The sequence below is a fragment of the Dysgonomonas sp. GY75 genome, from assembly GCF_015234155.1.
Taxonomy (GTDB): domain Bacteria; phylum Bacteroidota; class Bacteroidia; order Bacteroidales; family Dysgonomonadaceae; genus Dysgonomonas; species Dysgonomonas gadei.
Map to the genome: position 1 here is coordinate 1 of NZ_JADCLQ010000059.1, position 23878 is coordinate 23878.

Annotated in this window: 19 protein-coding genes; 12 read left to right on the forward strand and 7 right to left on the reverse strand. The window is 45.7% G+C overall.

Features of this window, described 5'->3' with window-relative positions; translation table 11 throughout:
- Window positions 1-324 precede the first annotated feature (324 nt).
- Window positions 325-1653 (reverse strand): S41 family peptidase, encoded by a 1329-nt coding sequence (locus IR083_RS22150; protein ID WP_194225967.1) that lies wholly within the window; start codon window positions 1651-1653, stop codon window positions 325-327.
- 250 nt (window positions 1654-1903) lie between these two features.
- Here IR083_RS22150 and IR083_RS22155 point away from each other — a divergent pair, with 250 nt between their 5' ends.
- The 9 genes from IR083_RS22155 to IR083_RS22195 all read left to right on the forward strand — a co-directional run bounded on the left by IR083_RS22155 (window position 1904) and on the right by IR083_RS22195 (window position 9644).
- On the forward strand, window positions 1904-2485 hold the full coding sequence (locus tag IR083_RS22155) for an SPASM domain-containing protein (protein ID WP_194225968.1): 582 nt from the start codon (window positions 1904-1906) through the stop codon (window positions 2483-2485).
- Window positions 2486-2677: 192 nt separating this feature from the next.
- Window positions 2678-5050, forward strand: a complete 2373-nt coding sequence (locus tag IR083_RS22160) for a TonB-dependent receptor domain-containing protein (protein ID WP_194225969.1) — start codon at window positions 2678-2680, stop codon at window positions 5048-5050.
- Between the two features lie 8 nt (window positions 5051-5058).
- Complete coding sequence (locus IR083_RS22165) at window positions 5059-5415, forward strand: cysteine peptidase family C39 domain-containing protein (RefSeq protein WP_194225970.1); 357 nt, start codon at window positions 5059-5061, stop codon at window positions 5413-5415.
- 24 nt (window positions 5416-5439) lie between these two features.
- Window positions 5440-5688 carry a helix-turn-helix domain-containing protein gene (locus IR083_RS22170; RefSeq protein ID WP_194225971.1) on the forward strand — a complete coding sequence of 83 codons (249 nt, stop codon included), beginning with the start codon at window positions 5440-5442 and terminating at the stop codon, window positions 5686-5688.
- Entirely contained in the window at window positions 5685-5885 is a 201-nt protein-coding gene (locus IR083_RS22175) for a hypothetical protein (protein ID WP_194225972.1), read from the forward strand. The genes IR083_RS22170 and IR083_RS22175 overlap by 4 nt, the downstream gene beginning before the upstream one ends.
- 522 nt (window positions 5886-6407) lie before the next feature.
- Window positions 6408-6710, forward strand: a complete 303-nt coding sequence (locus IR083_RS22180) for a hypothetical protein (protein ID WP_194225973.1) — start codon at window positions 6408-6410, stop codon at window positions 6708-6710.
- A gap of 390 nt (window positions 6711-7100) precedes the next feature.
- On the forward strand, window positions 7101-7703 hold the full coding sequence (locus IR083_RS22185; RefSeq protein ID WP_194225974.1) for a DUF6088 family protein: 603 nt from the start codon (window positions 7101-7103) through the stop codon (window positions 7701-7703).
- On the forward strand, window positions 7703-8710 hold the full coding sequence (locus IR083_RS22190; RefSeq protein ID WP_194225975.1) for a nucleotidyl transferase AbiEii/AbiGii toxin family protein: 1008 nt from the start codon (window positions 7703-7705) through the stop codon (window positions 8708-8710). The genes IR083_RS22185 and IR083_RS22190 overlap by 1 nt, the downstream gene beginning before the upstream one ends.
- A gap of 130 nt (window positions 8711-8840) precedes the next feature.
- Window positions 8841-9644, forward strand: a complete 804-nt coding sequence (locus IR083_RS22195; RefSeq protein ID WP_194225976.1) for an NYN domain-containing protein — start codon at window positions 8841-8843, stop codon at window positions 9642-9644.
- Window positions 9645-9712: 68 nt separating this feature from the next.
- Here the strand turns inward: IR083_RS22195 and mobC are convergent, their stop codons facing one another.
- Window positions 9713-11773 carry a conjugal transfer protein MobC gene (gene mobC, locus IR083_RS22200; protein WP_194225977.1) on the reverse strand — a complete coding sequence of 687 codons (2061 nt, stop codon included), beginning with the start codon at window positions 11771-11773 and terminating at the stop codon, window positions 9713-9715.
- Between the two features lie 392 nt (window positions 11774-12165).
- On the opposite strand from mobC, the gene IR083_RS22205 reads away from it, so the two are divergent.
- Window positions 12166-12849 carry a hypothetical protein gene (locus IR083_RS22205; protein WP_194225978.1) on the forward strand — a complete coding sequence of 228 codons (684 nt, stop codon included), beginning with the start codon at window positions 12166-12168 and terminating at the stop codon, window positions 12847-12849.
- 78 nt (window positions 12850-12927) lie between these two features.
- Here the strand turns inward: IR083_RS22205 and IR083_RS22210 are convergent, their stop codons facing one another.
- The 4 genes from IR083_RS22210 to IR083_RS22225 form a co-directional block, all read right to left on the reverse strand.
- Window positions 12928-15006: a type IA DNA topoisomerase gene (locus tag IR083_RS22210; RefSeq protein WP_194225979.1), complete on the reverse strand. Its 2079-nt coding sequence runs from the start codon at window positions 15004-15006 to the stop codon at window positions 12928-12930.
- Between the two features lie 110 nt (window positions 15007-15116).
- On the reverse strand, window positions 15117-15380 hold the full coding sequence (locus IR083_RS22215) for a DUF4099 domain-containing protein (RefSeq protein WP_194225980.1): 264 nt from the start codon (window positions 15378-15380) through the stop codon (window positions 15117-15119).
- 30 nt (window positions 15381-15410) lie between these two features.
- Complete coding sequence (locus IR083_RS22220; protein ID WP_194225981.1) at window positions 15411-17177, reverse strand: DUF3945 domain-containing protein; 1767 nt, start codon at window positions 17175-17177, stop codon at window positions 15411-15413.
- A gap of 377 nt (window positions 17178-17554) precedes the next feature.
- A complete protein-coding gene (locus IR083_RS22225; protein WP_194225982.1) occupies window positions 17555-17887 on the reverse strand; it encodes a hypothetical protein in 333 nt (110 codons plus the stop codon).
- 517 nt (window positions 17888-18404) lie between these two features.
- Here IR083_RS22225 and IR083_RS22230 point away from each other — a divergent pair.
- Window positions 18405-19973, forward strand: coding sequence for a sensor histidine kinase (locus IR083_RS22230; RefSeq protein ID WP_194225983.1), 1569 nt, complete (start codon window positions 18405-18407; stop codon window positions 19971-19973).
- Here IR083_RS22230 and IR083_RS24860 read toward each other — a convergent pair.
- On the reverse strand, window positions 19962-20096 hold the full coding sequence (locus tag IR083_RS24860; RefSeq protein WP_262893194.1) for a hypothetical protein: 135 nt from the start codon (window positions 20094-20096) through the stop codon (window positions 19962-19964). The genes IR083_RS22230 and IR083_RS24860 overlap by 12 nt on opposite strands.
- Window positions 20097-20561: 465 nt before the next feature.
- On the opposite strand from IR083_RS24860, the gene IR083_RS22235 reads away from it, so the two are divergent.
- Window positions 20562-23654, forward strand: a complete 3093-nt coding sequence (locus tag IR083_RS22235; RefSeq protein WP_194225984.1) for an N-6 DNA methylase — start codon at window positions 20562-20564, stop codon at window positions 23652-23654.
- The last annotated feature ends 224 nt before the right edge of the window (window positions 23655-23878 follow it).

Sequence of the window (23878 nt, forward strand, 5' to 3'; positions counted from 1 at the left end):
CCGTGGATCAGCCGGAGGCAAAGGCTCCCCTGGCTGCGACCCCCACGCGCGGAGGGACGCAGGATAAATTTTAATGTCGCCATAGTTTAAGATTGGATTGTAATTATTGTTACCATATGTATTGTTCGTTTACCGGCAAATTTCTCGTACTCCCGGGGATTTCAATCCCGGGACTTGCCCCGGGGGTGTTACTGCCGGATTATTGTCTTATCGCAAAGATAGGACAGCTAAACGGAGTTCTGAAATTTCAGCCGGCATATTTACGGCAGGCTATTGGATTTGTTTGTTCCGCTTTTTCCGGTATTCTTAGGTCTTTGCCCATCATCATCTTAGATACGGAGTGTGTAATGGCTGCCGGCGGGAAGGACTTTCATTGCCATACTTGCAAATAATGACAGGCCTGTGTTTAATAATATTTTCCTTACTGCCGGATAAGGCGTATACCTTTCGATCGAAAGCCAGTGAACGATGTGTTATTTTCCTGTAACCGGAATTTGCTTGAATAACTAATGCTTCTGCTGTACTACCTGTTTTCTTATTGACAAGAAAATAAACATTTCCTTTAAAACTATTTTTATTCCTTTTAGAGCTAATATAAAATCCATACTTTGAATTTATATTTGTACTATCTCCATCTATTATGCAGAACTTTTCAATGTCTTGTTTATCCGGTAGCCGGTCATATTCCTGATACCAATTTTTATTAGGAAAGAAACCGCTAATAAATTCTTTATCCGTCAGGAAATTAGCGATAAGGGATGCCGGTTTAAAATTACCCCCTGTATTATCTCTTAAATCTATGATTAAATTACTATATGCTTTTTGCTGAATTGTGTCCAGTAGCGGCTTGATATTTTCTACTTTTTCCAGAAAACTACCTATTTTCAATATTACCGTATTCGAATTGATTTCTTCTAGTGAAGGTTTCTGACTTGTTTTGCTTAATGAAGTGATATTTTTAAATATATAATAATGTGAGAAACCAATATTTCGTACTAATGCAAAGAAGCCAGTTTGAAATTCCAAATCATCTGATGCCGTTGATGCGGTAGATAGCATTTTTGTTCTAACTTCCTTCCATTTTTTTGACTGTATAATTTGGGGGTCAAAGATGTTTTCTTCTGTTATTTTGATAATATCTTCGGCAATTTGTCCATAGTCTTTTTTTGAGTAATCAATTATTGTCTCTCCTTTGTAAGTATTATATAATTCCCCATTTTCCTTAAATAAGGAATAGGAAATGGAATCTCTTTCGATATTTCCAATTACTTTATAGGAAGAAAACAGGTAGTCATAAGTTCCCTCAAATTTATCATTTGTTAAGATCGCATTAAACCTGATAATTTCGGGGTGCTTCAATGAACTTGCAGCTTTAATCAATTGAAATTGAAACTTTGAAGTATAGTCAAGTAAGGCTTTTTCTCTTGTAAAGCCATTTATTGTATTACCATCAACAGCCACATTAAGAATGAAGTCAAATCCATCTTTGTCTTTTATCAAGTATTTCGTTTGAGAGTGTATGTAGGAATGACAGGTTAAGATCATAAATAAAAACAAGAACGTGTGTTTTTTACAATCGTTTCTATTAATAACCTGACCAAAGAATACAGAGATTATTTTTCCTGATATTCTATTTTTTATCATTTGGGACATAATATGATTTTGTTTAGGGTTTTATTCAATATCTTGTCATTAAGTCGTAGTAAATATAATGAAAGAATTACATATTTTGGGAAGTAATCATAGAAAGAAATTATTCAATAAATAGTTTAATAGATAAGTAGCCTAAAGATAAGTGGTAAATTCTCACAAAATTCACACTTGTTTCACTTACACTTGATGATGAAAGATGTGTTTTTTTAATGATTTTAACCTGCGGTCCATCCAAATAACAATTGATGGATTGGAAGGCACTCATAATATGAGTAGAATTCATAAATCAGAGATACCAACATATAATATTATAATACAAAATATAGAAAGAGTGTTCAGATTGATGCCTGACTGCCATGTAATAGTGAGGGTAAATGTTCACAAGGGAAACGAAGAAGAATTTCCTGTGCTGCACAAGCAATTAAGAAAAAGATGGGAAGGACAAAACTTTGAGATTTCAATGAAATATGTTAACGACCACAATAATGGCTGCAAGATTGCCTGTTTAAAAGATCAAGATAAAATTCGATATATTGAGAAATTAGTAAAGAAAGATAATTTTTCACCACTTTCATTGTATCCAAAACCAAAACTTAGCGGCTGTACTGCAATTTTCCTCAATTCTTATGTAACCGGAACACAAGGAGAGTTATATAAATACTGGGTAGATGTCGGAAAATTGGAGCGGGTAATAGGAAACATCTTTGATAATAACAGAAATATTTCTCTCATATCAGAATATGTTTTGGGGACTGATATGTTCTCGGATAAAAAATGTTTATCATGTTCTTTTTTCCCAATATGCGACGGGGATGTAATCTCCGTAGGTTAAATTTCAAGCAAAATAATATTAAATATGATGTATGTCCTATTAGAGAAGAGGATTTTGGTACAATATTAGATCTATATTATAACCAAAAGTTCCCAGCACAAAGTATATCTCAATAGCCTATTGTAACATTGTCATCTTTTCTTTCGTCTTTTTTAATATAGAATCTATTTAGAACACATTAATATTACCAAAATGAAACTCTTTTCCTATTGTATTGTATCTCTTTCTTTATTATTGAGTCCGATTCAGTTATCTTTTAGCCAGACAATGCTTAAAGGCAGAGTTGTAGATAATAAAAATGAAAGTGTCGATTATTATCTGGTAAAGATATTATCTGATCCTGATTCTACAGTCATACTTACAGGTTCATTCATTACAGAAAATTTTAGACTTGAAATCGCAGGAAAAGGAAAGTATATCCTGGATGTTTCATCGATGGGATATAGTAAACAACTATATCCTTTTTCTGTCACAGAAAAAGATAGTATTGTAAACTTACCGGTTATTTCATTAAACAATTCTTCTTACAACCTGAATGAAGTTGTAGTAACAGGAAGAATGCCATTGATTACATACAACAACAATAAGTCAATAGTAAATATAGAAAATAGCGTATTGAGCGATGCAGGTTCTATTACTGATATGTTGAGCAGGACACCGGGACTTATTTCAGATGTCGGGGGACAAATATCTGTTATGGGGAAAGGTAGTCCTATTATTTATATTGACAATAAGGAAGTTGTCAACAAAGATGAATTAAACACGCTCCAATCAAATGATATAAGTAAAGTTGAAATTATAAGGAATCCTTCATCCAGGTATAATGCTTCCGGCCGGCCGGTCATTGTTATAAGGACAAAGAGATCAAGAAAAGATAATACGATGGTTCAACTCTATAATAAATTGACTATCGCAAGAAAAGTGAGTGACAGGGCCGGTTTGCAGATAATTCAGAATATAGGTAGATATTCAGGCCTTTACAGTTACTCATATGGCGTATATAATCAGAAGCAATATGCTGATTATTTCCAAACAATATATAATAAGGATTATACAATGGATAATATCTCAAATACCATTCAATCTTATTCTAACAAAAATCACAATCTTTTTGCCGGTATAGACTATCAGATCCGTAATAATGATTATTTGGGACTAAAATTTGCGGGGAGTTTCACTGATGATACCAGGGATGAATATAGAAACCAAAAGATTACTAAAAGTAATATATCCGAGACCAGAATAAGAGATCTTAATTCTGTCAAAAATAAAAACGACGATTATTATACTATTGACTTCAATTATACAATTAACAGGGATTCTGTTAATACACTGAATCTTAATGCAAGTTATGCACATAAGAAATACTCGGAAAAAACGAACATGGACGAGATTGATATAATTAGTACAGACTATGCGCGGTCTTTAATTAATTCACAAAACAAATATGATGTATATTATCTGTCGGCAGATTATCAATTTGAAGTTATGGGGATAACTTCGCAACTTGGAGGTAAATATTCAAAAATAAAAAACAATGGATATAGTGAAAACCACAATCTGAATACGACAAAATTAAACTCTTATGACAGCAATATTACTAACGAAGAAGTTTCAGCTGCCTATCTTAATTTCAGTAAGAATATTAGAGGATTAACAATTGAGGCGGGTATCCGCTATGAATATACAGACTCAAAAGTTAAAACTACAGAGAGCTTGGAGCACAATAGACTGACCTCAAGTAAATTTTTCCCAAATATAGGGTTAAACTATGTTATTTCTCCTAAAGTTGAATTAAATATCAATTATAATAAATCCATTAGCAGGCAGCTTTTTTCACAAATCAATCCGAATGTGATTTATCTTGATTCGTTATCCTATATTATAGGAAATCCGTATTTAAAACCTTCATATTCCGACAATTTCGAAATTGGTTTAATTCTCTGGAAGAAACTGAACTTCACAGCGAGTGTGGAAACAGAAAAAAATCCTATCGTATTTGTCGGTATTAACGATGATAATAATACTGATATTACACGATTTACTTATATGAATCTGAATAAAGCAAAATTTTATAATACAGGCTTATCATATTCAATAACAAAAGGCAATTATACTTTAGCATTAAACTCTAACCTAATGTTTCCTGATATGACAATAAACTATATGAATAAAGAGAAGAAGATAAGAAAGATGATGTCCTCTTTTACGTTCAATAATAGTTATAATATTCCAAATATTGATATTATAGTTTTTCTTAACTTTAATTATAGGGGACCGGGTGATTATGAAATCAGACGATTTACAGAGCAACATACCCTAATCGCAGGTGTTCGCAAAAACTTCTTAAAAGACAGGCTGAAAGCAACTATAACTATGTATGATATTTTCCATAAGAATAGTGGAGGTAATTACGATACAGAATATGGAAATATTTCAGAGGGCATGAGAATAAATCAGGACACAAGATTCTTGAGAATCAGTTTGAGTTATACCTTTAACAATATAAAAACAAGAGTTAAGAGCAATTCTGCCAACCAGAAAGAATTAAATAGGCTTTACTGAATCAGTATATGAGGAAATTTCCATTTATACAACAGCATGATTCGATGCAATGCGGTTCCACGTGTTTGCAAATGATCTTGAAGTATTATGGTAAGAATTTTACATCAGATTATCTGAATGACTTATGTGGCGTTTCTAAAGACGGTGTCTCATTATTGGGTATCAGTGGGGTTGCAAACCAACTTGGTATGCATTCGATCTGTGGAAGGGTTACCCTTGAAAAGTTAAGTAAAGAAGCTCCACTGCCTTGTATCATACACTGGAATCAAAACCATTTTGTCGTATTATATAAAGTTAAGGGGAATAAAACCGGAGAACGAAAATACGATATAGCAGATCCCGGAAACGGTCTGTTTATCTTTTGATGTAACCAGTAAGAACGATGAATTATGGAAATTGCAACTAAAACGGAAACAGGCAAAAGAAAAGCCAAACATGGCCCCAATGTTAAGATTGCGCGGATATGTAAAAATATGACACAGGATAGTCTGGCTTTCAAAATGGAGATGTCTCAAAATAAGATTTCAGTGCTGGAGCTTCAGGATGAGATCGATGATGAGGCTTTGAATAAGCTTGCAGCGGCATTAGAAGTGCCTGTTTACTCTTTAAGGGACTTTGTGCCGGAGAGGAGGCTATGAAATCATATCATGTATATGATAATGAAATGTCAATGACTCATGGAGATAATTCTAAAGGGGATGTTATGGGGCAAAAAATTGTAGAAAAAGAGGAAAATATTTATTATCCGTTAGATAAGGTGACTGAGTTATATGAGAGGTTACTAAAAGAGAAGGAACAACAGATTAAAGAGCTTGAAGCCAAACTTCAAAAATAATTTTGAGCCGGTGGGTGATAACGCAAAAGAAATAGTCTTGGTTTTTCATCCGTGAAAGGATAACCGGATCATCCTAAAAGCATACCGTCCCCATTACAAGGAATATATGTATCGCAAACAATGTGGCGGTTCGTTTATTACGTTTTGTCTTGCCTCTCCTCCAACAAGTTTGCCGTTTGTTATGAATGTTTCTGATGTCATCCTGTTTTTTATGTTGAAACCGGAAAAAAATCAGATACATTTGTGCTTTTATACGAATAAGATAGATATTCTGGCGATATCAGACGATTGACAGGCTTTTTACGCTTAATTTAGCCTGAAAACTGCCCGTTATTCTTCCTGGAGCTGGGTGGGCATGGGCAAGATTATCCAAATAAGGAATAGGAATACAGATTTTATAAATCGAATAATCCGGAAATATATGAAACAGCAGAAAAACACACAAAGAATACACATCACGGGCACGCCATCAAGCGTTTTCGCCATACCCTGGACCTGAACCAGTATGTTCTGTCCGAAAAAATGGGTATCAGCCAGGCGCTGGTCCCTTTCTACGGACAGAAGAAACTAATCGAGGACGATATGATTGAAAAGTTTGCGCGGGCACTGAAAATTGATCCGCAACTTATAAAAGAGTTGGAAGAAGATCCGGTCACTTTCATTATTGAGAATAATACCTTAGATAAAGGAAATATTATTGTGGGGAATAATATTGAAAACTTCAATCCCGATCCCATTGACAGGATTATAGGATTAGCGAAGGGGAAAACAGTTCTTTACGAACGCATGCCCGAATTAGAGAAGGAGAAGAGTGTCCTGTTGTAAAAAATATTGAGGGAAAAGAAATAGACAATAGTTACACACAGGTTGTTGCGTAGTTGTTTCTTCTTTAGATTCAGTAGTTTGAATTTCTGCAAGAGGTTTCCGTTCTGATTCGTTTGTTTCGGCTAATCCTGTCAGTTTTTCCTTTGGTTGTTGTTAAACAAAAATACATTTTTGTTTAACGTGTTAAAATTTTTGTTAACCTAAAAATAAACGATAAGGGCCTGATAACAACGGCTCCACAATCCATTAGCAGGTTGCTGATGAATTCATAGAGAATCTTTTATTCCTAATTTCCTGAGGTATCTTATATATATTATCGGTAAATTTGAAGCCTTCATCTTTGTTCTGCCACAAATTTATTATATATTTGTGGCAAAATTATCTTAGCCAATGAAGCAAAGCGCTTATAATGAAATAAAACAAAAGATAGAATCCGCTGGGCATGGCACTCTTTTCTTCCCGGATGATTTTGCGGCAATCGGCACGTCCGATGCCATCCGATCCGCGTTGGTCCGTTTATGCCGTTCAGCTCTTCTTATCCGTGTTGCACACGGCATCTATTATTACCCGAAGATCGATACCAGGTGGAAAAGCGGAATCATACCTCCCGGCATTGAGGAAATAGCAAATGGTATCGCTAAACGGGATAAAGTAAGGATAGCCCCTACGGGAGCGTATGTGCTCAATTTATTGGGGCTTTCCACCCAGGTACCAGCCAATGCGGTCTTCATCACGGACGGTTCCCCTCGCCGGGTTACTATCGGTAAAGGAAAAGGTATTTTGTTCAAACATACATCCGAGATGCGTAACTTTGCTTATCAATCCCGTTTGATGATGCTTATTGTTACCGCCATGCGCGAAATCGGAGAAGGGAATGCCACAGATGCCCAGATGGAAATTCTCAAATCCCATTTGAAGAACGTACCTGCCGGTGACATGAAAAAGGATATTCAGTTAGCTCCTGTCTGGGTGCGTAAAAAACTATTGGAGTGATGAAATACATAGACTTATCCGGAAAAGACCAACAGGAGGTTATCCAGAGAGTACAGGCCGAAACCGGACTGAATGGGCAAATCATTGAAAAGGACTGGTGGGTAACAGCCGTTTTGCGGGCTTTGTTTTCATTGCCTTACAGTGGGCACTGCTCTTTCAAGGGCGGGACTTCGCTTAGTAAATGTTGGGGGCTGATCAACAGGTTCTCGGAAGATGCAGATGTAGCTATTGACCGTGAATATTTAGGTTTCAGCGGTACACTGTCTAAAAACCAGATCAGTGACAAGCTCCGGCGCGCTTGCTGCGCTTTCGTCAGGGAGAAACTGCAATATGATTTAGGCGAAAGACTGGCGGAAACCGGTGTTAATGAAAACAAGTTTGTCATTCATGTAAATATTACTCCTGTTACGACAACAGATCCGGAAATTATCGAAGTAGAATATCGGTCGGTCTTTGATGATGAAATGCCTTATATCCGCCATAAAGTAATTGTTGAAGTTAGCGGGAGGTCCATGAGTGAGCCTGTTGTCCTTGTCCCTCTTCATTCACTCATAGACAACGTATTTACTGAAGCGCCGTTTAGTGAACCGGAGTTTGAAGTAAGGGCGGTTGCCCCGCAACGTACATTCCTTGAAAAAGTATTCCTGCTGCATGAGGAGTTCACCAGACCACAGAAGTTGATGCGGACGGAACGTATGTCGCGTCATTTATATGACATCGTCCAAATAATGAATACCCAGATAGCGGAAGAAGCTCTGACAGATGAAAGCCTATACCGTTCCATTATAGAACATCGCCGGGTTTTTATCGGGTTGAAAGATTTCGATTATTCGACATTACTTCCTAAAAGTATTCGAATTGTTCCTCCTGCCGATATTATGGCGGCATGGCAAAAAGATTACGCCACCATGCAGGAAACGATGATTTATGGCGAATCTCTACTTTTTGAAGACCTGATAGAAAAGATACGGGTTTTAAATGAAAGGATCTGTGGATTATCTTACTAAAAGGATTATATCCACTTACTTTTATATCGTAACTTATGTGGTGAGGCAAATGAAGATACTGATAAACAGGCATCACTTCCGGATAAGAGAACATTTAGAAAAACGTTGAAAACCCAGATATAATGTAACTATGGTAGAACAAGAATTTAGTCCTGCGGGCTCCCAGAAACTGGCCGTGCTGATAGATGCGGATAATGTTCCTTACAGCAGTATAAAAGGCATCATGGAAGAGATCACCAAAGACGGTATCCCCACCATTAAACGCATCTACGGAGACTGGACAAAGCCGGCGATGAAGGGTTGGAAAGCATCGCTGCTTGAATACTCCATCACCCCGATCCAGCAATATGCCTGGACCACAGGGAAAAACGCGACGGACTCTGCGTTGATCATCGATGCGATGGATATCCTCCACCGTGAGCATGTGGACGGTTTCTGCATCGTATCGAGCGACAGTGATTTTACGCGGCTTGCCAGCCGCCTGCGGGAATCTGGCAAAATGGTCACCGGCATCGGTGAGAAGAAAACCCCCAAGCCGTTTATCACCTCCTGCAATAAATTCATCTATATCGAAATCCTGCAAAAAGAGGATGCCTCCGAAGATAACGGTTCGAAACCCATGGGACAAACAGAAGCCGTACCGGCCAAGAAATCCGGGAAACAGGCGGACAGCCTGCTTAAAATAGACGAAGAGATAAAGTCTTTACTGCGCAGCGCCGTCGACAGGGTAAGCGATGATGCGGGCTGGGCCAACCTGGGAGACATCGGTAATTCTCTGCGGGTGGTGAAATCCGACTTCGATTCACGCAATTACGGATTCAGTAAACTGTCGGGCATGTTCAAATCGCTGAACGCGCTGTTTGAGACCGAAGAAAGGCCACATAGCAGTAAAAAAAAGAGCAAGGCCATCTATGTCAGGAACAAGCCGCAATGACAGCGATAATAATGTAAACAAAAAGAGGCCGGAAAGGGAAATATATTGCCTGTTTTTCCGGCATTTTTTTATTCTGCGTCTTCTTCCCCATCTTCCATTTTTTCTTTGGACTTTTCTTTCCCTTGAGGCTTCTGCACCAGATGCTGTAATTCGGGATCATCAGCTATACGCTGCATCTCATCCAGGATGATCTGTTTGACTTCGATCTTGATGCGCTTGTAGTTCATCTCCACCTGTTCCTGCATGCGGTCTACACCCCCTTCATCCCTGAAATCCACGACCTGCGGGATGGGCACATAACGGCTTGTCTCGGCCTGTACGGCCTGATTGTCTATAATGATTTTGGCATGGAATATTTTCTGGTCTATGCGCTGGTCGAAATTATCGGATACCGCGCCCACGAACATGCCCTGGGTGAGGTTGGCAATCTTGGATGCCGGTATCAGCGAATCGAGCTGTGTGTTGATCGAGGTGGATACATCCTGTCGGTTGATGCTCATCGACTGGCGTTTCTGCAACACTTTACCGAAACGCTCCGAGAGGTTTTTGGCCGTTTCTCCCACGACCTGGCCCGAAAATATATTTCCGACCGTATTCTGAATCACTTTCGCCTCTTTGTCTCCATAATCCCTGATTAACTGGCTGTAATCCTGGAAACCAAGACATACCGCCACCTTATTACTCCTGGCTGTGGCAATCAGGTTATCCAGCCCACGGAAGTAAATTGTGGGCAGCTCATCGATGATAACCGAGCTTTTGAGTTGCTTTTTCTTGTTGATCAGTTTTACGATGCGGCTGTTGTATAATCCGAGCGCAGCGGAATAGATATTCTGGCGGTCGGGGTTATTGCCCACGCAGAGCACTTTGGGCTCGTTGGGATTATTGATGTCCAGTGAAAAATCATCACCGGTCATCACCCAGTACAATTGCGGGGAAATCATCCTGGACAGAGGTATTTTTGCCGACGCGATCTGGCCCTGTAACTGATCTTGCGCATTGGATTTCCAGGCATCCATAAAGGGGGAGAGGTAGTTTTCCAGCTCGGGATAAGAGGTCAGGATGGTAAAAATATCGGCATAGGGTTTGTTCAGGAATTCGATAGCGTGGGGGAACGTGCAGTATTTCCCTCCCTCATATATTTTCAGGTACCAGATGATGGAAGCCAGCAGGATAATTGGCGAATCTACGAAAAAATCGCCTTGTTTTTGGATCCACGAGCGGTTCAAATTTAACATAATCGTATAGGCCGCTTCGTACGCATCGGATATGTCCGTCATAAAAGCCGGGTTGATCGGGTTGCAGCGGTGCGAGCGGCGCGGGTCGTCGAAATTGATGACGTAGAACTTCGGCTGTATGGCATATTTATCCGTATTATTTATAAGCGTATTGTAGGCTATCTCGCTCAGATCCGGGAATTTGTAGTCGTAGCAGTAAAGTGCGAATCCCTTGTAAATCTGTTGTTTGATAAAATTATTTACCACTGCGTATGATTTTCCACTTCCCGGTGTTCCCAGCACGATACTTGCCCGGAAGGGATTTACCACGTTGATCCACCCTTTGTTCCATTCTTTTCGGTAATAGAACTCTGTGGGCAGGTTTACCGAATACTCGTTCTCCATCAGGCGTGTCTCCTGCATGAAGGACTCGTTCTCCAGGTTGAAGACGTCCTCCATCAGGTTGTCTTTCAGCAGGCGGCTTATCCATAATCCGGCCATCAGTAACAGGATATATCCGGCAGCCAGCGTCATGGTATACAGCGCGGCATTGGCTTCCGGGGACAACGGTAAGGATAATATCCACCAGTCCATAAAGAAAAGGATAAGGCCGGAGAAAAGGCAGGCATATATTTTATCCCATCCAATCTTTTCATTTTTGACCCCCTTTGTCCCGATACAGGAAAGGGCAAGGAATACGACCGCAAATATTTTCGTCCAGAGGATTGAGTTAAACAAACCTGCGGTACGGTTAAAATTCATCAGGATTTTATCGACCACCCCGATATTTATTCCCCATTTGACAATACACCCGTAGCAATACCAGTAAATATGTACCACCACAAATAAAATACTCAGGGTCCGCATAAATTCCATTGTCTTGGCAAGCCCCCTTAAGTCATCCTCGTTCTGCATATCCGTATGATTTAAAATTGTTTTTTTTTTTTAGTTTCCGGATACAAAAAAAACACAGAATCCGCTTGCGTGGAGTATCCTGCCGTTATTTGTCGTGTCCTGTCGTCATTTGTCGTATTTTTTTAATTTTATCCGGCTATCGGGGTAATTCCGTTTAATGTATTATATTTATCCCCCTGATTTTAACCGTATATAAAACACAAGCCCGTCCTTTTGCTTTTTGCCTGCCTGCTTTGCTGCGGCGCACGCGGCGGCACCTGTCATGAGTCAGCCCGATACTATTTTTTGCAGGTGAATTCGGACATCGTATCGTACACTATCCTTGTCAACGGGGTGGAGGCAGACTCTTACGCAGGCGGTTCGTCGCATTCTTCCTACACGGAAGTCAACCAATGGCTGCTGCGTGGGGACAACACGGTCCGTATCCGCTACGACCTGCCCCCGGTAATGTGGATGAGCCCGGCGAAGCACACCTGGATGTGCAGCTCTATTGGGTCGCTTCCGGCGATGAAGAGTTGCTGCCCGGACGTACCGAGTGCGATTATCACTGGAAACACGAATCGGGCGGATTGTATCCGGTTGTTTTCACCCAGCCGTTCGGACTCCCCGGTTTCCCTGAAACGGCGCTTTTCCTTGCCTGGCCGCTTCCGGCGAAGTATGAGGGTGAGCGTGCGGACCTGCAGCAGCAGGATATAGATGCCATATCGGCGCAAGTTGGGGCGTTGGCCGGCGCTTTCCTGCGGCGGGACTCCGTTATTTACCGGTTGCAGCGGGTGAAAATGGAAGACGTCGCCAAAAGCCGGTACCAGGGGAGTCCCCGGGAACTGGAAGAGCTGGAAAGCGAAGCCCTGAACTTCGCCGCCGGCCTTGAGGGGCTGGAATACCACGAGCCGGCGGGGCCGCTCCAATTCCGTGTAACGGGAGAAAACAGGTTTGTGCATGTGGTATGTCCCGGCGCTTCCCGCGCGCTAGAATATACCTTATCCTTTACCTACCGGTACGAGGGGGAGGCGCAGTATTTCTTTATAGACCTGTACTTTGCTAAAATAGATGGACAGTGGTTAATTATCAGGTAAATATGCTAAAAATACGCAGCCGGCACCAAACAAACCGGCTGCGCGCATCCCCGGAAGCATTCCCTGCTAATAATACAGCTAATAATACCCCGGTGTGCATTTGCATTTATCTTTCCGTTGTTTATCCCGCGGATATCCGAAGCGCAGCCCGCCGTTACGGTTGAAGGCGAGATGCGCCTCGAAGAGTTCGCCCTGCTTGTCCCTGAACCCTTTTACCAGGGGAGACTTCCCTGTGCGGAACAGCCCGTCGAGTTGTTTGGCCGTCAGTTTTTTGCCACATACCCGACGGAAGAGTGTCAGGTTGCATTTTGAATAGGCGCATTTGGTCATGCGCTCGTAAAAAGTGATTTTGCCGAGCCTGCACCGGGGACAGATATAAGGTGTTTTAAGGATGGCCTTTTTCGCGCCTGCGATGCTGACTATCTCATCGACAGCTTGTGAGGCCTGCCGGCTTACGGTTTCCATAAAATCCCCGTATGATGCAGGGTCTGTTTCTATCTTCCGTATACCCTTGTCCCATGCGGCGGCGGTATCCTCCCCCGCGATCCCCATATTCCTGGTAAGGGAATACAGCCCCAGTCCTTTCTCTGTAGGTACGATGTCTTTCCCCTGCATCGCGATATAGCCCTTCTTTACCAGCGCTGCGATAATAGAAACCCTGTCCTGGAGTTGGGCGATCCCGGCGCCTTTGCCTGCCTCTTCCATAGCTGAAAGCAGGCTTTCACAGGTAAACAGGAGCGGGGCCTTCGTCTTTTTTTGCACCAGCGAGCAGCCCGTGATACGCAGGTAGTCCCCGGTCAGGAGTTCCGGCCGGCCTTCATTCCTTCCGGCTCCGGTTTGGCTGTCCGCTTCCGCGCCGGAAAAAGCCCTCCAGCCCTCCTTCCGTATGGAGGCGCGGCTTACGGGAAAAACGATGTCGTCGCAGCACGCCTCTATTTCCAGGACATCCTTTATACATGCCGGGGCGAGCGCTTCAAGCATCCTTCCGGCAACCAGGGTATAGATGCCTTCCTGGCGCGCCGTCAGTTTTCCCGGTTTGTTTCCTGTAATGACTATCCCGTGGTGGGAAGTTGCCTTTCGCACATCCACGCAGTGCCCGTTCAGTTTCATCACGGACAGCAGCACAGCTTGTTTTTCCAACGGGGGATACCCCTTCAGGCTTTCTATGAGCTGCGGCATCCGGCCAAACAGTTCCCGTGTGATATGCCGGCATGTTGTTTGCGGATAAGTGGCCAGTCCCATGGAATATAATTCCCGCGCTGTGTGCTGCACCAGTGCCGCATCTATCCCCAGGCGCAGGGCGGCTTCCTTTTGCAGGGCAGGCAGGTCGTAGGGCAGGGGCGGTCCTATATGCAGTTCATGGCTCTCTGCGGCAGTTACTTTCGCTGCGGGATAGGTCCTTAAGTGCCTGTACATATCTTCGGCCTTGTCCGGGTCGTCGAACCTCCCGGCAGCCGCCAGGCGGAAAGAGCGATCCCCTTTGCTGACGGTAATGGACGCTTCCGTGTATGGTCGGGGCTTGAAGCCCCCGACTTCCCGGTAGCGCTTGCATACCATGGCCAGCACGGGAAGCTGCATCCATCCCGGGAAGAGTTGCTCTCTTCCGGTACAGGCACGCAGGGCCGCCCCGGCGTTGATCTCCATCAGGTATGCGGCCTTGTCCCGGGCCATTGCTGAAAGGTATAGGCTGTCGTAGAGGCTTCCCGCCACGGGGTTTTCAATCCCCTGCCTGACGGCCTGTTCGTCCAGCGAGCGCGCCCACAGGCGGGCGAAGGGTTTGGTACAGACCAGGTAGGCGTATATATACCTGAAAGCCAGTTCCCCTTCCCCCGAAGGGTCTGTGGCCACGATGATCCTTTCGCAGCGGGAGAATACGCCGCGGATGGTTTCCAGCAGCCTGAGCGCCGCGGAATCTGCGCGCCTGCCTTTTTTCGTCTCTGTCCTTCGCGGAGCCAGCCTGAGGCTTCCGGCTTTCAGGGGCAGGTCTTTGAGCCCGGCGGTTTGTTCCCGTGGATGCTCCCATGCCACCGGGCAGGTGCCGGTACAAAGCAGCAGGTAGCCGCCGCCCTGCATGTACCCGTCTTTTTTTCCGGATATTCCCAGTACGCATGCTATTACTTTCGCCGCCGGGATATTGTCTGTTATAATTGCTATCATTTGGGTAATCGCTTTTTAAGGTTCCCTGTATGGCTTATACAGGGAACCGGTGAATAAATAATTAAAAAATCAATGAATGGATAAAAGAATGAATAAGAAGAGGGATGTGTTTAACATGCAGGCTGTCCGGGCGTAACGCCCTTAATTTCAACGGTAACGGTCTGGTCCTGCACTACCAGTTGGAGTGTGGCGTCCAGTTCCAGGCTGATGCCGCTGAGCATCAGGTTCAGGGCTACCGGTTCGGTACTCTGGCCGTCGAGCAGCGCGTCCATCTGGCCGCTTCGTTCGAGGTCTTCCTTATACACGCCGAGGTCTTCGAGTTCCGCCCAGTTGACGCTTTCTTCGGGGAAGGCATGCCTTTTGTTCTTGTCCATAATAAAAATAGTAGTTAAGTGGATACTCCTTTACTTTATTTTGGTCCCGCGGGACTGTTCCGCCTGCTGCTGCGTGTTGGCAGCGGTGATGGTCGCCTTTTTGGCCTGGTCGGGATTCTCCCGGTAGAAGCTCAGCAGGTTGGTATCCTTGTTGAGCTTGACGAAGGTGGGTACTTTCGTCCCGTCCGGGGTTTTTGCACCCTTAATCTCCACGGCTTTGCCATCCTGTATGTCCGCCCGCATCTTGGCTGTCACTTTAACCCCTGATATCTCTTTAGGTATTTCGGGTTTCACCTCTTCGCTAAAGCCGTCAGGTGTCCTGCTGCGCTGTATGTCCCCTGTTGCCGGGTGCAGGCGCACGAAACTGTCGTAAGTCTCGCCGCTGGCCCTGACCTGGTCCTTGATAAAGACGGCCTTTCCGGAGGCCAGTTCCTCGCGGTCCTCTCTGGTAAGCAGTACCTGCCCGACATAGCGTGGGATAATGATCTCGCGCTTTTCTTCCGGTGAATCGGGGTTGAAGTTGGAGAACTGCAGCTTTCCTGTGGCCAGGTCGGGCGCCTTGACATACGAATCCCTGAGCTCGCCGGTCTGTTTGTTAACCATACCTTCGACCAGGATTGCCTTTCCGGCCTGCAGGTCGTTTCTCTGGGCGTCATTCAGCTCTACGCCGCCGATCTTACGGATATTGGCGAGTCCCTCCTCGAAGCGGTATGTGACCCTGCGCTCATTGGCGTCCACCCGCAGGTAGGCGTTGAACTCCTTGCCGGACTTGGCAATCATACCTTCGATAAATATCTCCTTCCCCCTGTAGAGGTCATCTTTTTCGTGTTCGAGAAGCCTTATTCCGCTCACTTCTTCCGGGATATAAATTCCTTTTAGTCTGACCGATGCAATTTCCTTTGTCAGCGGATCGATACTGATAAAGGCGGGATAAGTGTTGTTAGTCCTGTCGTAAAGGTCTACTGTGCGTCCCAGGTGCCCTGTCTCCAGCAGGTTCTTCTTGTCTTCGAGGGTGAATACATGCCCGAAATACAGCCTGTCCAGCTCGGGTTCTTTTTTGACCCCGTGTATGCGCAGGGATACCGACCCGTCCTGTTCCTGGCGCAGGGATAGCTTGGCGTCTGAGGTGACATGCGCTCCGCCCTGGCGGATGGAGATGGGGATCAGCTGGTTTGTCTTTCGGCCCTGCAGCAACTGGTCGAGCAGGCCTTTCTGTTCGAGGTACTCCTTTGTGATGCCCAATGATTTGAGTTCGTCCCAGTTGATCTGGGAGGGCATAAACCTGTTCTTGCGGTCGGTGTTGTTTTCAGGAACGGTGTCCTGAGGATTTTTTTGATTTTCCATCGTTACATTTTTTTTGTTATTACTATTTTCCAATGCGGATTTATTGGAGATTACGGCCGCCCGGTACTTGTCCGCAAAAGCGCGGGCCGCCTCTGATCCTATGCCGTTCATATAGCCGGCCAGTAGTCCCACACCCTTTTCAAGGGCTGAAAAGGGTATCCTGAATATTTCCAGCGAGGTTGGGGCACGCGCCTGGCTGTAGAAATTCCTGACCATGGTGATCAGTATATCCAGCGGGTCGGAGATATGGCCCACCTGCAGGAACTCGTTTTGGCGTTCTTTGGTGGCGGGGACCGTTTTGACGCCTTTTTCCGCGTCGGCCGTTTTGACCGCTTCGAGTGTCTTAGCCTCCTTGTCCATGACGATGATCGCCTGCGCTTCCGGTTTTTGCGCACCCCGCTCTTGCGAAGGGCTTTTTTTCTTTTTGATGATTTCTTTTTTTTGGTTTTCCATACACTATGAATTTGATTGACCACTCAAATATATAAATGAAAACCGGATAATTATTTGAATATTAGCCTGTTGTCGTTATTTGTCGCGTACTGACGCGATTTGTCGTAGTGTTGAATTTTGTCTCAAAAAAAATATACCGGTGAGAGGAAAAAAAAGAGGGAAAAGGATAGAAAGGGGTGATATGCTTCGTTTACAAAGCATAGAATAATGTTTCCATATACAAACGGGGTAAGATGCGGAGTTTTGTCGGATAGAATAGTATGAACTGTATAACCCCGATAGTTACCGGGGGTAGGCTGGGATAAAGGGATATAGCTGCCGGGAGTATGTAAAAAACAGCCACATATTACAGTGTGTCTGCTTTTCGACCGGGTGCGCTATTTTTTACCGCCGGCTGATTTAAAAGAGTCAAAATATACCTGCCATATTCCGGCCCTCAGTATTATTTTCCTGAATCGGGTCTCCAGCTTTTCACATTCCCTTATGAATTCCCGGTGCCTGCTGTCGCATTCCCTGCCGTCCATGCGGGCCCACCAGAATATTCCTGCCAAAAGCAGGGGCAGCAGGATAAGTATAACCGTACATAAGGTTATAAATACCTGGTGTGAAAGTGCAGGATGGACAAAAATGTAAAGGGAACATATCATCAATAATGTGGTTGTAATTATGACCGATATGTTTAGAAATCGGAGTGTTGTTTTTGTTTTCATGGTAGTGTAGAAAAAAGAACGTGGGACGTGTTTCATCCCGTATTCGAGAGGCTCTGGTAAACCCAAAGAAACGAGATTGGCACGCCCACGCCTTACCAGGCATGAACAACTGCATAATCTCTCCTGTTTCTTTGTTTAAATTCTACCAGAATTCCTCAAATACAAGAGAAAAATTATTAATTGCCATGTAAATTTTTCAGCAACGCTTTGCATTTACCTGCCACAGAGTTAATATATTTTCCAATAGTGCTGCGCCGCCTGTTATAAAAAATGTCCGGATGGTATCATATCCCGGTTTTGTATCTTTTTGCTTATCTTTGCGTCTATAAATTTACCCGGATATGAAAAATCCGTCTTCCGGTATACAAACAATATCATTTGCCGTACTTCCGGGGCTTTTTCCGGAAGCGGCTGTAATCAAAAAGTCAATACAGGTCCTGCAGGTATGGCGAAATACGTTTTAGCGCAGGCTTCATGAAAGGGTAATAAATGTATAAAATTTAAACAGCGACTAAATATGAAAATCCGGAATCTATTTTTTATCATTGTTATAGGCCTTAGCCCGGCAAGCCTTATAAATGCGCAATCCCCGGCACAGGATAAGGCAGGTGCAGCCCAACTGATGAAGCAGGCCGCAGAGAAGCTCGGACAAGGGGAGTACACCACGGCGCGCTATTTATACAAGCAGGCTTACCGGGCCTTCGCCACGGAAGGCAATTACAGCCTGGCCGTCGAGTGCGGGATACAGGCCGGGGCGCTGTATACGCGCGAATACTATACCAGGGAAAGCCTGGGGCTTTTCCTTGAGATGGAACAACTGATAGCCTCCGCCGAAGAGAAACAGGGCAAGCCGCTGGATGAACTGCGTTTTGCCGTATCCAATGAACGCCTGCAGGTCTATTCCAAAATAAAAGACGCCGTGCGGGCTAAAAATGAGTTAAGCAAACTGGATGAAATAGCCAAACAGGCCGGTAATGATTCCCTGAACAGGGTGAAACTATATTCCGAGGCCGGGTATTATTATGCATTCGGCCTTCATCCGCAGGGGGATGCCGCTACCGGTAAACTTGTAGACAGCTACATGCGAACCAGGGAATACGGCAAAGCCGCGGAAGTCTATAAGGATATAATCGAAAAGGCGAAGGAAAAAAATAATACGGCGCTGGCCGGCCTGGCATACGACCGTTATATCCAGTGGGCCGATTCGGTGAAAGACCTGAAAGCCAAAGATGAACTGGATGCGCAGATGAAAAAATATGAAGGCAGCCTGCGGCTTATCAGTGAAAAAGACGATGCCTTGTCGGCAAGGATGTATATTATTACAGGGCTGTGCATACTCTCTGTTATATTGGCGGGTGTGCTGGTCTTCCTTGCCATTGTCCTGTTGCGCTTTATAGCGCGAAACCGCACTCTGAAGAAAGGAATCGAGACAGCCAATGAACACAATATGCTCAAATCGGAATTCATACATAATATATCGGGGCAGATGGCGCCGACCCTGGATGCGATATCCGGTTCAGCCGGTGAAATTGCTGATAAGGCGCCTGAACAGGCCGCACAGATACAATCCCGCGCCGGGGCTTTGCAGAAATTCTGCGATAATATACAGGAACTGTCTGCTTTGGAAAACTCCCTGGCTGAGCCGTATGAAATGACAGAAACAGATGTAAATTGCTTGTGCCAAACGGCTATGGATAAAGTAAGGGGATATATCCGCCCTGAAATCCCGGTTTCGGTCAATGTCCCTTCCTTGAAAATAAAAACGAACAGGGAACAATTGGAGCGTATCTTACTGCACCTGTTGACAAATGCGGCATTGCATACGCAAAGCGGTTATATCGTCCTTGATTTTAAACGCAGGGGCGCCCGCGTCTTCCAGTTCATCGTCACCGACAGCGGGCCGGGAATCCCCGGGGGGTTAAGGGATAACTTGTTCAAGCCTTTCACTGGAATGAAAGACCTTTCGCAGGGTGACGGGCTGGGCTTGCCTATCTGTTCGCTTATCGCCGTTAAGCTGAACGGCAGCCTGAGCCTGGACGGTACATACAGCAAAGGGAGCCGCTTTATCCTGGAATTACGCCCGTAGAGGACAATCCCAATCCCTTACCGGCAGCCGGATGGTTGCCTGATCCCGTCCGGCTCGGGAATATGCAAGCCACATATATACAATATACAGGAGGTGTGCGTCGAAAGTAATTTTTTCATGCACCCTTTCTTTCTTTTAATGGAGGGTATATTCACATTATTTTCCATCCCATCCTTAAGCGCCTTAGTCTGAACTACACACTGAGTGCAGCCTATACTTAACTTATGTAAACGTTTTAACCTCTTTGCTTATTACAAGACAAAACTAAAAGCGTCTTACCCCCATCCTCATTTTTTTATTCCCGAACCAACCGTAGCAACAATTATCCCGAACCATCTTTTCCCGTACAAGGCAGGCAGCCTTCCTTCCAATAGATATAAACGCTCCCGGAAGGGGAATCCTGTCGTTTTATTTTCCGCCGCAAATTTCCGCCCAGCGGCGGGATGCGCTTCAAGGCCCGGCCCCTGAAGGGGTTTTACGGGAAATCTCCACGCCTCGCCCTGTGGGGCTCGGGTCGTATTTCCCGCAAAAGCCTTGCTTATCCCGCCGCTGGCGGGTGTCGGCGCCTGAAATTAAAATGACAGGATTATGGTATACAGTAAGAAGAAACATTTGCAGGATAATATCCTTGCTATCCGGACGGCTTTACGGCTCAGGCAAGAGCTGCGCGTAGCCACAGCGGAAGAAAAAGAAGTTTTAAGGAGGTATTCGGGCTTCGGTGGCCTGAAATGCATCCTGCGCCCCCACCAGGATCCGGACGATAAAAGTAAATGGCCCGCCGGCCAGCAGGAGCTGTTCGACGATACGAAGCTGTTGTACGGCATTATCGGCCAATACTCCGCTTCACAGGAGCAATATAAGGCATATTGCGATAGCCTGCAGCATTCCGTGCTGACGGGATTCTACACCCCGCCGCCGGTTGCCGTGGCGATAGCCGTGGCCTTGTCCGGGATGGGTATAAAAGCAAGCCGCATCCTTGACCCGAGCGCCGGTACGGGCGTTTTCGTCGAAGCCTTCGGGCAGGTGTACCCCTGCTCACCGGCGGTTTGTTATGAAAAGGACCTGCTGACGGCAGAAGTCCTGTCCGGGCTGTATCCCGGGGATCTGATCCACGGGGCGGGCTTCGAGACGATCGGGGAGCGCTCCCTTGGTTATTTTGATATTATCTCTTCGAATATCCCTTTCGGGGACTACCGTGTCTATGACCCTGTGTTCCGGGATTCTAAGGATGAAGACAAAAAGCGCTGCTGCCGGGATATCCACAGTTATTTTTTCATTAAGGCCGTGGATGCTGCCCGTGAAGGGGGCCTGATCGCCTTTATCACCTCCCAGGGGGTGATGAACTCCCCGGGTAACGGATATGTCCGCCGGTGGCTGATGGACCGGTGTAAGCTGGTCTCTGTCATCCGCCTGCCCGATGACCTGTTCATGGATAGCGCGGGTACCCATGCGCCCAGCGACCTTATTCTCCTGCAGAAGGACAGCGGCAAAACGGAGCAGTCTTCCCGCGAGTACAGCTTTTCCCAAACCCGGCAATTGGGCGGCATCCATGTCAACAACTACCATATGGATTTCAGCCGGGTAGTCCATACCCGCGCGGAAGCCGGCACGGACCAGTACGGGAAGCCCGCGGTAAATTTTCTGTATGAGGGCAGCATGGACGAACTGGCCGGACAACTGCAGGCCATGCTCCGGGAGGACTGCGCCCTGTACCTGGACAGGGGATTGTATGATAAATACCTGGAACAAGCACCGGTGGCGGAAGAAATACCCGAAGAGGTATTCCCCGAAGCCGATAAGGACGGTACTCCGGATATATTGCCTGTCCCCGGGAAAGAATCCAGCCTGTACGACCTGTTCGGCATTCCCGAGGAAGAACGGAGCCAGATCATCCAAAAGCAAAAGATAAAAGCCGGCACGGCGGATAATAGCCCAGCCGTCCTGCTTCCGGGTAGCACGAACAGCGATGTTCCTATGTTGAGCGCCCATAGCATGGCCCCCCGCCTGTATGAAGGCATTTTACTGGATTTCTATAAGGACGGGGTATTGGTGGAGAACGGGGGACAGGTGGGCATCCTGTCGATAAAAGCCGTATGGAACCCGAAGAAGCAGTGTGAAGAAAACGAGTACCTGTTCACTCCGCTGAAACTTGCCCCGGAAATGGCCGGCCGCCTGAAAGCCTATATCCATCTGCGTGAAGGCTATTTCCATTTACACTTTACGGAGACAGCACAGCGGCGTGAGTGTCCCGGGTCCAGGAATATACTCAATTCCCGGTACGAAGACTTCGTCCGTGCTTACGGCGACCTGAACAGCCGTGAGAATTACCGCCTGTTGATGCAGGATGTCTTCGGTAATGAAATCCTGACCCTCGAATACTTCGAGGACGGGAAGAAAAAGCTGGCTGCCATCTTCGACCACCCGGTAGCCTTTATGACGGATAAGGCCCTGCTGGTGGAAAAGGCGGATGAAGCTCTGGCCGCTTCGGTCAATAAGTACGGTGGGGTAGACCTGCAGTATATGTCCGCCATCTCGGGCAAAGACGCGGCTGCCCTGGTAGAAGAGCTGGAAGGAAGTATTTACTATAATCCCCTGTCGAAAGCATATGAACTACCGGCGCGTTTTATCGCCGGGGACGTGATCGCCAAATCCGAAGAGATAGCCGCCTATATCAAAGCGAACCCGCAGGCGGGGGATCTCCCGGAAAGCCGCAAGTCGCTGGAAGCGCTGGAAAAGGCCATCCCCGAACCCGTCCCCTTCTCCGACCTCTGCCTGAGCCTGGGGGAGCGGTGGATACCCGCCTGCTTCTACAACGAATATGCAAGCCGTATATTCAATACACCGGTAACGGTCACCTATATCGCCGACCTGGACCACTTCCATATCGATGCTGAAAATGAATATACCGCCGAAATCCGGAAGAAATACGCCGTCAAGCCGGGTCACAGCAATATCCTCTGCGGGCTGACGCTGTTCTGGCATGCCCTTGTGAACACCTTCCCGAAGGTCACCATGCCCTCGGGGCGCTACAATGCCGCCGGGAAAGAGATCCGCATCCCGGATGTGGAGGCCACCCGCGAGGCCAACGCCAAAATCGATGAGATCCGCGAAGGTTTCGGCGTATACCTGGATGGGCTGCCTATCGAGGCCAAAGGAGAACTGTCCACCCTTTACAACCGCATGTTCAACGCCCGCGTCAAGCCGCGCTATGACGGCCGTTTCCAGACCTTCCCGGACTTGCAGCTGAAAGAACTGGGCATCGACAAACCATACGGCAGCCAGTACGATACCGTCTGGATGATCAAGTTATTAAACGGCGCGGTGGTGGACGTCGAGGTAGGCGGGGGCAAGACCCTTATCATGAGTATCGCCGCCCATGAGCTCAAACGGCTCAAAATGGCGCACAAACCTATGATTATAGGGCTCAAGAGCAACATTTTCGCCATCGCGGACACCTATATGAAAGCCTATCCCAACGACAAGGCGCTGTATCCCACCGGGCAGGACTTCGAGCCGAAGAACCGCCAGCGGTTATTCCATAAAATAAAGAACCGGGACTGGGATGTGATCATCCTGACCCACGAGCAGTTCTTCAAGATCCCCCAGTCGCTGGAAATACAGCGCGACACCCTGCAGGAGGAACTCGATTCGGTAGAGGGTGCGCCCGTCAAGGCAGCATAAGAAATATCCTTTGGCAAGGATTAGGTAAGTGTTCTTTGAAAATGACCTATCATCACCCGGCTTATCTGAAAGGGAAATTAACTGGACAGGGAGTGTAGCATGCCGGGACGACCATAAGTCAGCCAGTTATCAGGCTGCGACTGAATGGGTTGATGAAAAGACAGTTATGAGGATAAAATCTGGATTGATTGAACGATAATCTGAGCGGTATTTGGAATATCTAC